Source organism: Pseudovibrio sp. Ad37, from assembly GCF_001623075.1.
Classification (GTDB): domain Bacteria; phylum Pseudomonadota; class Alphaproteobacteria; order Rhizobiales; family Stappiaceae; genus Pseudovibrio.
In genome coordinates this window covers 46,289-57,129 of the sequence record NZ_LMCF01000014.1, presented here as the reverse complement: position 1 = coordinate 57,129, position 10,841 = coordinate 46,289, and the positions used below count along the sequence as shown (strand labels likewise).

8 protein-coding genes are annotated in these 10,841 nt (G+C 52.4%); 5 read left to right on the top strand and 3 right to left on the bottom strand.

Annotated features, from left to right (window positions below; genetic code table 11):
• Window positions 1-245: 245 nt before the first annotated feature.
• Entirely contained in the window at window positions 246-2,720 is a 2,475-nt protein-coding gene (locus PsAD37_RS04270) for an FAD-dependent oxidoreductase (protein ID WP_063295090.1), read from the bottom strand.
• Window positions 2,721-2,799: 79 nt separating this feature from the next.
• Window positions 2,800-4,137 (bottom strand): aminotransferase class III-fold pyridoxal phosphate-dependent enzyme, encoded by a 1,338-nt coding sequence (locus PsAD37_RS04265; protein WP_063295089.1) that lies wholly within the window; start codon window positions 4,135-4,137, stop codon window positions 2,800-2,802.
• A gap of 171 nt (window positions 4,138-4,308) precedes the next feature.
• On the opposite strand from PsAD37_RS04265, the gene PsAD37_RS04260 reads away from it, so the two are divergent.
• From PsAD37_RS04260 to PsAD37_RS04240, 5 genes are all read left to right on the top strand, one after another.
• The gene (locus PsAD37_RS04260; protein ID WP_063295088.1) at window positions 4,309-5,823 is read left to right on the top strand and encodes a PLP-dependent aminotransferase family protein; all 1,515 of its coding nucleotides are present in this window, start codon (window positions 4,309-4,311) and stop codon (window positions 5,821-5,823) included.
• 292 nt (window positions 5,824-6,115) lie between these two features.
• Complete coding sequence (locus PsAD37_RS04255) at window positions 6,116-7,102, top strand: ABC transporter substrate-binding protein (protein WP_063295087.1); 987 nt, start codon at window positions 6,116-6,118, stop codon at window positions 7,100-7,102.
• Window positions 7,103-7,225: 123 nt separating this feature from the next.
• A complete protein-coding gene (locus PsAD37_RS04250) occupies window positions 7,226-8,008 on the top strand; it encodes a taurine ABC transporter ATP-binding protein (RefSeq protein ID WP_063295086.1) in 783 nt (260 codons plus the stop codon).
• Between the two features lie 9 nt (window positions 8,009-8,017).
• The gene (locus PsAD37_RS04245) at window positions 8,018-8,887 is read left to right on the top strand and encodes an ABC transporter permease (protein WP_057464094.1); all 870 of its coding nucleotides are present in this window, start codon (window positions 8,018-8,020) and stop codon (window positions 8,885-8,887) included.
• A 335-nt stretch (window positions 8,888-9,222) separates the two neighbouring features.
• Window positions 9,223-10,092: an SDR family oxidoreductase gene (locus PsAD37_RS04240; protein ID WP_063295085.1), complete on the top strand. Its 870-nt coding sequence runs from the start codon at window positions 9,223-9,225 to the stop codon at window positions 10,090-10,092.
• 6 nt (window positions 10,093-10,098) lie between these two features.
• Here PsAD37_RS04240 and PsAD37_RS04235 read toward each other — a convergent pair whose 3' ends face one another.
• A complete protein-coding gene (locus PsAD37_RS04235; protein WP_063295084.1) occupies window positions 10,099-10,809 on the bottom strand; it encodes a UTRA domain-containing protein in 711 nt (236 codons plus the stop codon).
• Between the last annotated feature and the right edge of the window lie 32 nt (window positions 10,810-10,841).

Here is a 10,841-nt window from a genome sequence, read left to right as displayed (position 1 = left end):
GCCCCATCAGAACTTCAACCTGCCGTAACTTCACAACAATATCTTCAGGTTTGGGGCGCTTGATAGCCATCTATGGTCCTCCGGTTTCCTAACTATAGGCGTGGACCACTTCAAAGGGGGAGGCTCATTGCAAAAGAGATCGCTAACTGGGTCGAGTACTTTAAAGCTGAGCATATTTAGGCAGCAGCATCGCACCTATCAGATTAGAAGAACACCTCGCACGCCGTGCGAGGTGTTGTCTTGAGTTATGCGCTTTCCAGTTCCTTCACACCGCGCATACGCAGGCTTTTGGGGTCGTACATCGGTTTGAAGGATGCTTCTGCGTCGCAGAGTGTGCCTTCGACGTCGATCTGGTAGCTGGAGGCGAGCATGTCTTTGATTGTTTCGCCTTTGCATGGCACGTAGCCAAGGCCAATGGCACCGCCCAGAGTGTGACCGTAGTTGCCGGAGGTGAGATATCCGATGATCTCTCCATCGCGTAGAACAGGCTCGTTGTGGTGCAACAGCGGTTCTGCCTCTTTTAGCTTGAACTGCAGCATGCGGGATGAGAGACCCTCTTCCTTCTTGCGCAGCACAGCCTCTCTGCCAATGAAGGAAGTTTTGCTGGTGTTCACAGCAAAGCCAAGACCTGCTTCAAGAACGTGATCTTCCTCAGTTATGTCATGACCGAAGTGGCGAAAGCCTTTTTCAATACGCAAAGAATCCATTGAGTGGAGGCCGCAGAGTTTCAGGTCAACGTCGGCACCTGCTTCCACCAGAGTTTCATAGGCATGAGCGGCCATATCAGTTGAGACGTACAGTTCCCACCCCAGTTCTCCGACATAGGAAACACGATGCGCACGAGCAAGGCCCATCCCGAGTTCAATCTCCTGCATCGTGCCGAAGGGATGATTTTCGTTGGACCAGTCGTGATTAGAGACCTTGGAGAGCAGCTCTCGCGATTTCGGCCCCATCACAACCAAGGTCGCTTCGCCCGATGTGATGTCGGTGATCACGACGTTTGCTCCGCCCTTGCGCTTGTTGAGCCAACTGAGTTCTCTGATAACAGTGGCAGCGGGAGTTACGAGCAGGTACGCGGTTTCAGAAAGGCGGGTGACGGTAAGATCGGCTTCAATGCCACCGCGATCATTGAGGAACTGTGTGTAGACAATCTTGCCGATTGGCACAGACATATCTCCGCCGCACATATGATTGAGCAGGTCTTCTGCATCCGGGCCTTCCACGCGGATTTTCCCGAAGGAAGACATGTCGTAGAGACCGACATTGTTGCGTATGGCGAGGTGTTCGCGTTTGGAGTTTTCGAACCAGTTCTGGCGTTTCCAGGAGTAGTCGTAGTTTGGGTCCTGCCCCTGCTCTGCAAACCAATTAGCGCGCTCCCAGCCTGCAACTTCACCGAAGACTGCGCCAGCTTGTTTGAGATGCTCATGCAGCGGAGAGCGACGGACACCGCGTGCCGTGGCTTTCTGGCGGAAGGGGAAGTGATCGGCATATAACAGGCCGAGCGTTTCTTTCGAGCGTTGATAGAGGAACGTTTTGTTGCCCATGAACGGCTGCATGCGCCGGATATCAACATCGGAAATATCAAAGGGTGGATGGCCATGCTCCATCCAATGGGCGAGCGCCATACCTGCACCACCAGCGGATTGAATGCCAATGGAATTAAAGCCAGCACAAACAAAGAAGTTCTTGAGTTCCGGCGCTTCACCCAGATGATAGGCATCATCCGGTGTGAAACTTTCAGGGCCATTGAAGAAGGTGTGAATGCCAGTCACTGCCAACTCAGGGAAACGGTTGACCGCTTGTTCCAGGATGGGCTCGAAGTGCTCGATATCTTCTGGCAACTGGTCAAAACAGAAATCATCCGAGATGCCCTGCATGCCCCACGGCTTGGCAGTTGGCTCAAACGCGCCCAGCAGGATTTTGCCGGCATCTTCCTTGTAGTAAGCACATTCATCCGGCACGCGCAGTGTGGGGAGTTGTGGGAGGCCAGCGATGTTATCTGTGACCATATAAAAATGCTCGCAGGCATGCAGCGGCACGTTGACGCCAGCCATTTTACCCAGTTGGTGCGCCCACATACCAGCGCAATTGACCACATAGTCAGCTGCGATGTGACCTTGCTCATCACTGCCATCTCGCTGCCAAGAGACACCTGAGACAGCACCATTCTTCTTAGCGATGCCTGTGACTTTGACACCTTCAAACACCTGTGCTCCGCGTTGGCGGGCACCTTTGGCAAGAGCAAGCGCAATGTTGCCCGGGTCACCCTGCCCATCCTTTGGCAGGTAGACAGCTGCTGTAACATCCTGCGCATTTACATAGGGGTAGCGGTCCAACAATTCTGAGGTGGTGATCTCTTCTACTTCCACCCCAAACGCCCGCGCCATTGCGGCTGAGCGTAGGATCTCGCTGCGACGTTCTTCGGTTAAGGCAACTGTGATTGATCCGTTGCGGCGAAAACCTGTCGCGATTTCGGTTTCTGCTTCCAGATCGCCATAGAGCTCCTGCGAGTATTTAGCGAGGCGCGTCATGTTTTTGGATGCACGTAATTGGGCAATCAGCCCTGCGGCATGCCAGGTGGTGCCGCACGTGAGCTGCTTGCGCTCCAGCAGCACGATGTCCTGCCAGCCAAGCTTTGCCAGATGATACGCAACAGAACACCCGGCAATACCGCCACCAATGATCACGACACGCGCATTTTGCGGAATAGACTTCGTCATTGATCGCCTCCCCTCAACCAATTTGAAAAACAAAAGAAGAGCACAAATGTGCTCTTCTCAAAACAATACTTTCTTCGATCTATTCAGCTATGAGCGTTTTCCTCATTGCATCCACGATCTCATCGACATGACTTCGCTCTGCAATAAACGCTGGCGCCAGGATGGCTGTGTCCCCCGTCCATTTGGCGTGACAGCCGTTCCAGAACAATCGCTTTTGCATCTCGTTGCCGCGGATGCCCGGCTTACCGGCGAGCGGGTGAACCTCTACGCCGCCCATAAGCCCGTAGCCTCGGATATCCTTCACAATCGGGATATCCTGCAGGGACCAGATCGCATCAAGGAAGTAATCGCTCAGTTCGGCTGCCCGATCAAACAGGCCTTCTTCCTCGTAAATTTTAAGCGTCGCCAAACCTGCTGCACAGGCTGCTGGGTGTGCCGAATATGTGTAGCCATGGAAGAACTCGATGGCATTTTCTGGCGCTGCTTCGGTGATGGTTTCATAAACCTGATCCGACGCTGCAACGGCACCCATCGGGATTGCTCCGTTGGTGAGTGCTTTTGCCAGTGTTATGATGTCTGGCATCACGTTGAACGCATCCACTGCAAACGGTTTGCCGAGACGTCCGAAGCCAGTGATCACTTCATCAAACACCAGCAGAATGCCGTGCTCGTCACAGATCTGGCGCACACGCTCCAGATAGCCTTTTGGCGGGACGAGCGTGCCGGTGGAGCCTGCAACAGGCTCAATGAACACAGCGGCGATTGTGGAGCCACCGTAGGTCTCGCAGAAGCGCTGCAGATCATTTGCCAGTTCCACACCGGTTTCCGGCTGGCCTCTTGTGAAGGCGTTTTCCTCGTTCCACGTATGACGCATCATGACGATGTTTGGCATGACAACCGGGAAAGTTTCGCGGTTTTTGACCATACCAGCCAAAGAGACACCGCCCATATTCACGCCATGATACGCCCGCTCACGGGAGACAAAGCGAGTGCGCTGTGCATCACCGTTTGCACGATGATAGGCCATGACCATTTTCAGCGCGGTATCGATGGCCTCCGATCCTGAATTCACAAAGAACACGTGATTGAAGGGCTCTGGCATAATTTTGGTGAGTTTTGCCGCAAACTCAAAGGATGTCGGCTGGCCCAGCTGGAAGGGCGCTGTGTATCCGTTCTGCATCATTTGAGCATGAACGGCATCCGCAATCGACTTGCGCGCATGGCCTGCAGGCACGTTGAACAGCCCGGAAGAGCCATCGACCAACCTGTCACCGTTTTGATTCCAAAGGTACATTCCCTCTGAACGGGTGATGAGACGCGGTGCGCTCTTAAATTCTTTGTTTGCGGAAAACGGCATCCAGTGTTGCTCAAGAGAATTGGTTTTCGCTTGTTCAATCGGCTCTGCAAGGACACTCATCTCGATCTTTCTCCTAGAACACTGAGTTATTCGCCAACAGTTCCCCAGAGGTACTGTGAGAAATATCTTGTCGCCGAAATAATAGGTCAGATAGGTCCAGTTGTTCTTGACCATAGAGCCAGATGAACTCATGCTGATACTTCACTCGTGATTTGGAGGGAGGGGCCAGCCATGAGATACAGCTTGTTTTCCGTTGACCGGGATGACAGTACGACGCTGCAAAGCCAGATCAGGGAGATGCTCGTCTCTGCTATTCTTTCCGGCCAACTTGCTGAAAACACACCTGTTCCTTCAACGCGTGCGTTGGCGAAACGGTTGAGTGTTTCGCGCAACACGGTCATGCTGGCCTATCAGGCACTGGCGGCGGATGGGTATCTGATCACCCGTGAACGATCCGGCTTTTATGTGTCGCCAGAGGTGATTGAGAATCTGGGACAGCTGCCTGATCGGGTCCAGCCCAGGGAACAAGTTCCCGGGGATCGTGTGGATTGGGCTTCCAAGTTGCGGCTTACACCGTCCACTCAATTCAATATTTTGAAGACCGAGAACTGGCACAGCTATCCCTACCCGTTCATCTACGGTCAGGTGGACCCAACGCTGTTTCCCATCAGTGCGTGGCGGGATTGTGTACGTCAGACAATGAGCATCAAATGGCTGGATGCCTGGACGGATGACCGCTTTACGGCTGATGATCCGATGCTGATTGAGCAGATCCAGCGGCGCATCCTGATCCGGCGTGGTGTGATTGCTGAATCTGACGAGATTCTCGTGACGATGGGGGCGCAAAATGCTCTGTTCTTGATCGCGCACTTGTTCGTGAAGCCGGATACACCTGTTGCAGTGGAAGACCCCGGATATCCTGATGTGCGAAACATCATGCGACTCAGGAGCTCCGACATAAGGGCCATTCCTGTGGATGAGGAAGGCATACGGGCCGATATGCTTGGTGATGCCAAGCTGGTGTATGTGACGCCAAGCCATCAGTTCCCCACCAACACCACGATGACGATGAAACGGCGTCGCGAGGTGCTGGAATGGGTGGCCCAGTCCGACGCTCTGATTATTGAAGATGATTATGAGTACGAGACCAACTATCGCGGGCAACCCACCGCTGCATTGCGCTCTGTCGATGCATCCGGGCGGGTGCTTTATGTGGGTAGCCTTTCCAAGTCCATCATGCCGGGGTTGAGGATTGGGTTTATTGTGGCACCGAAGCCGGTGATCAAGGAAATCCGCGCCATGCGGCGGCTGATGCTCCGCCATCCGCCGGGCAACAACCAGCGCAGTGTTGCGTTGTTTCTGGCACAGGGCTCACAGGATGCTTTGATCAGCAAGTTGCACCATGCCTATTCAAGCCGCTGGAATGCGCTGAGCGAAGCTATGGAAACGCACTTTCCCGGCTGGGCGCAGGTTTCTGCGTTTGGTGGATCGTCCTTCTGGGTGAGCGGGCCACCTGATCTGGATGCGACGGTTCTTGCCCAAGAAGCTCTGAAGCAGGGTGTCCTGATTGAACCGGGGAACGTGTTCTTTGCAGATTCAAACCAAGGTAAAAACTATTTCCGCCTTGGTTTTTCTTCAATCCACACCGATAAAATTCCAAAGGGCATAGAATTACTATCGGAGACCGCAGATAAATTGCTGCGTCGCAGCACAAAAAGTAGCGATTGCTCATATACATCAGCATGAACATAGGATTCTTCGTTTATTTATACAGAGGAATCACTGTTATTGAGAAGCTCCAACCCAATCTTCCGCAGAGATATAGAGAATAATATTGGCAGATTGGGCACTTATAAATGAATGCGGATCGAGAAATACTGTCTGGTTCCATCGGGATTCACCAACTGGCACTACCGGGACCTGCGGTTTCATAGTGTCCTCAATTGCTGAAAGCTTAGGTTTAAGGAAGTCCCAAGAATAGGGAACGCGTAAAAATAACGAGGGAATAAGAACTTAGCACCGCAGAGGGGGAATAGAGATGGCATTGAAGAAGCTTGCAGGAAAACTGGCTCTTGCAGCAGGCATGGTCGCGAGCCTTGGTATGAGCTCTGCTCACGCACTTGATAAAATCACCGTAGCCTATTTTCTGGAATGGCCCACCGCGAACCAAGCAGCCCAGATTGACAAGACCTACGATGAAGCGCTGGGTCTGGAAGTTGAGTGGCGGGCGTTTGGCAACGGAAACGAAATGGTTCAGGCCATGGTTTCCGGTGATGTGCAAATTGCGTACAGCAATGGGTTCGTGCCTTTCGTTGTTGGTGTTTCCTCCGGTGCTCCAATCAAACTTGTCGGCATCGCCGTGACTTATGCTGAGAACGACCTTTGCATTGTGCGCAATGACACCGGTATTACCAAGGCAAATGCCAAGGAGTTGGAAGGCAAGAAGGTTGCTACTCCAATTGGCAACGTCACCCATTACAAGCTGATCCGCACGCTGGACCATTTGGGCGTTGACCTCAACAAGGTGAACCTTGTGCAAATGAACCCGGCAGATGCAGCAGTTGCTGTTTTGCGCGGTGATGTAGCAATGGGCTGTGCCTTTGGTGGTGCGCTTGACCGGATGAAAACGGTTGGCACCCCGCTGATGACAGGCGCGGAGCAGGAAGCCGTTGGCATCAATACCTTTGATGTGGTGAATGTGACCAGCGATTTTGCCGCTGAACATCCTGAGCTGGTGAAGAAGTTCATGGAAGTCACCAATCAGGCGAACACCGCTTACAACACAGACCCTAACGCAATGTACGACAAGATTGCGCGCGCTGCGGGTATGGACATTGAGCCAGCGAAGAAGATGATCGCGAACTTTGGCTTCCCAACCAATGAAGAGCAGTTAAGTGAGAACTGGCTCGGCGGTGGCATTCAGGCTGCAGCAAAAGGCGTGGCTGATGTCATGGTTTCTGCTGGTGGGCTTGATGAAGCACTGGATGATTACTCCCAGTTCGTCGACGCCAGCTATCTTAAATAAGAGACTTTTGAAAATGGCGGGCAATGTCCCGCCATTCTTCCAATAAAAAGACCGGGCGAACCAGGCATTTTCCAAAGAACCGGGAGAAGCGCTTTGAGTGGAATAGTTGCCGACAATATCTCTATGGTGTTCACCCTTCCCAACGGTGATCAAGTCCATGCTCTCAACAACGTCAATTTGAATGTGAAGGACGGTGAAATCGTCTCCGTTCTTGGTCCATCGGGATGCGGTAAAACAACTCTTCTCAACATCATTGCAGGCTTTCTTCGCCCCACCTCCGGTAAGATCATCCGTGAGAATATGGAGGTGACTGGCCCCGGCTCTGACCGCGGAATGGTGTTTCAGCAGGGCGCATTGTTTGAATGGATGACGGTTGAAAAAAACATCGCATTCGGACCGAAAATGGCGGGACGACCTGCGGCGGAGACCAAACGCAAAGTAGATGAGCTTTTGCAGATTGTCGGCCTGCAGGATTTTGGCAAGAAGCCAGTCTATCAGCTCTCCGGCGGTATGCAGCAACGCGTCGCTTTAGCCCGTTGCCTTGCTAATGATCCGGAAGTGATCTTGATGGATGAGCCCCTTGGGGCGCTGGATGCTTTGACCCGCGAGAAAATGCAGAGCCTTGTGCTCAAACTTTGGAAAGAGACGCGCAAGACAATCATTCTCATCACACACTCTGTTGAAGAAGCCTTGTTCCTTGGAGAGCGACTTATCGTGATGGCCCCCCGACCTGGCCGTATTCTGCGTGAATACGAATTACCGTTTGCGGACCGCGGACTGGTGGAGAGCCCACGCCAGATCAAAGCTTCCCATGAGTTTGTGGAGACGCGTGAGGAAGTCCTGTCCCTTATTTGGGGCATGGAAGAAGAGATTATGGGCAACGACCAAGAACTTGAACCAGCATAGGAGGCCAACATGAGCAAACACCATACACCGCCTTCAGGAGTCTCCGTCTGGCTCGGGCTTAAAGACAATGTTTTCACGCAGCAGAAGACCGTTCGCTTTGGTGATGCCAGCGCGGTTAATTCAGGTCGGTTTTATTCGATCCTGACTGTTGTCATTTTACTATCTGCCTGGGGTATTGCCAGCGCACTCGGCATGCTGGAGAGCTTCTACTGGCCGTCTGTCAATGCAACTCTCACCCGGATGGGCAAGTTGCTTTCGGAAGGCTTCCGAAATGTCGCCTTCTGGGATCACATCGGCATTTCAGTGTTCCGCGTCCTTGGAGGCGTGCTGTTAGGGGCACTTGTTGGCATTCCTCTTGGACTGGCCATGGGCCTTTCCTCTATTGCACGCGGTTTATTCGATCCGATCGTGGAGTTCATGCGTCCGATTCCACCGCTTGCTCTGATTCCACTGATCATTCTGTGGTTTGGTATTGATGAAACCGCAAAGATCTTCCTGCTGTTCCTAGCGTCCTTGTTTATCATGACCATTGCAGCGCGATCTGGAGTGAACAGCGTCAAGATCACCAAGGTGCATGCCGCTTATTCACTTGGAGCGTCTCGCACACAGATCCTGTTTCATGTGATTTTGCCAAACGCGCTGCCGGAGATTTTCACTGGCCTCAGAACAGCCATGGGTGTTTGCTGGGGCACTGTTGTTGCTGCAGAACTGGTTGCAGCGGACAAGGGCGTCGGTTCCATGATCATGATTGCAAAGAACTTTTTGCAAACGGATACGGTGGTGATCGGGATCATGGTCATCGGGCTTATTGGATACACCATTGAACTTGGTATGCGGTATTTGGAGCGCTTGCTCATTCCATGGCAAGGCAAAGGTTGATTGCAACAAGAGGCCACTCAATACCAGAAGGGGAGAGCTGAAAGGCTCTTCCCCTTTTTATTGCTTATCCACTTTGTCCTGAAACCTTGACTATGCACAATTATCGGTTGATTTTGTCGGTAGAAGCTCCCATTTTTTGAGAGTGGGAATAAGAGTTGTTTCAGCACACTTCTGCACGACCTCATCCCATAGAAACTTAAAAGCCTCACGCCCGGTGAAGAGCTGTTATTTGACGCACGCACTTCCTTGGGGCGGAATATCCAAAAGGTACTCGGCGCCTCGTATTTTCATTGGCAGCAGACCTTTTGCGGCACCTGATCGTTTGAGGAATTGTAATGAAGACCGTCGTAATTGCAGGCGCAACCGGCTATCTGGGTTCTTATCTCACCTCCTATTATCAGCGGCAGGGCTGGTGCGTCCGTGCTCTTGTGCGCAATGAACAAGCAGCCCGTACGAAAGGCCTTGAAGCCAGTGAGTTTTTTGAGGGGGAAGTTACTCAGCCAAACAGCTTGATCGGGCTGATGGATGAGGTTGACCTTGTCGTCTCTGCGCTCGGTATTACCCGCCAGAAAGACGGCTTGAGTTACAACGAAGTGGATTATCAGGCCAACAAAAACCTGCTCGATCTAGCAGTAGAAAACAGCATCCCTCATTTTGCATATGTCCATGTACTGAACGCGAGTAAACTGCTGAATGTGAAACTCGTGCGCGCCAAACAGCACTTTGTTGAGGTGCTTCAGTCAGCACCAATCAAAAGCACAGTTATTTCTCCAAGCGGGTACTTCTCAGATATTGAGGAATTCCGGGGCATGGCGAAATCTGACCGGGTTTACATGTTTGGTTCTGGAGACTTTCGCATCAATCCGATCCACGGGGCTGACCTCGCCGCAGCTTGCTTTGAGATTATCGAGGAAGGCCAAGCCTACGCCGAGGTTGGTGGTCCGGTGAAGTACACCCACAACGAGTTGGCTGAGATCGCCTTTAAAAGCTTGAGCAAAAAAACCAGGATCACGCATCTCCCCAATTGGATCAGCATCGCACTACAGCGGGTGCTGGAGACGTTCACATCCGTGAAAACTTATGGGCCGATCCAGTTTTTCCTGAGTGCCATGCGGATGGACATGATTGGAAAGTGCTACGGCAAAATCCGGCTGGAAGATCACTTCGCCCAACTGGAGCAAAAGGAAAAGCAAAATACTGGCTAGATTTCGCTAGTTGAAGGTGGGGGTTGCTGAACTGCGTGTTGCCATACGGTAACGGCTGCCTGGGTGCACAAGGCGTACATAAGTTATGCCCTGCCCTGAAATCCATGTGCGACGCTCAATCGTGAAAACAGGCTCACACTCTTGCAGCTGCAGGAGCCGTTGCTCCTCAGCTGTGGCTTTGTCTGCGCGGAAGACGTGCTCAATGTTTGGGTGTGGGACGCGTTGTAGCAGCCAGTCATTTGGGCCGATATCCGCAAAACTCTCCTGCGAGGCTTCAGGCAATGCTGAGATATTGATCCAGCGCACGTCAAGTTGCTGCGGAATGCCGTCACCATAATGCAAGCTTTTCAGAAAAAGAGCTTTCTCATTTTGCTCCAATCCAAGCTGGGCACGAACATCTTCCGGCGGCAGGGCTTCCAGGCGCTCCAGTAGCAGGTACTTGTAAGACTGATCCTTGTTTTCTATTTCTTGCCGGATCACTGGAATGGAAATGGTTGCAGGATGGGATTTCGGTTGAACGACACGGGTACCAGCTTTACGGCGGCGTTCGACCAGTCCAGCATCCGCGAGCTCTCGCATCGCGCGGTTGACGGTTGATCGGGTACACCCAAACTCCTCAGAAAGCGCTTGCTCGCTTGGCAACAAATCACCTGGCTGCCATTGCTGGCTGGTGATCCGTTCCTGCAAAATACCTCTAATTTCCTTATAGGATCGCAAGCGCTTGTCCTGTCGTTTTCATTTGGAATTGA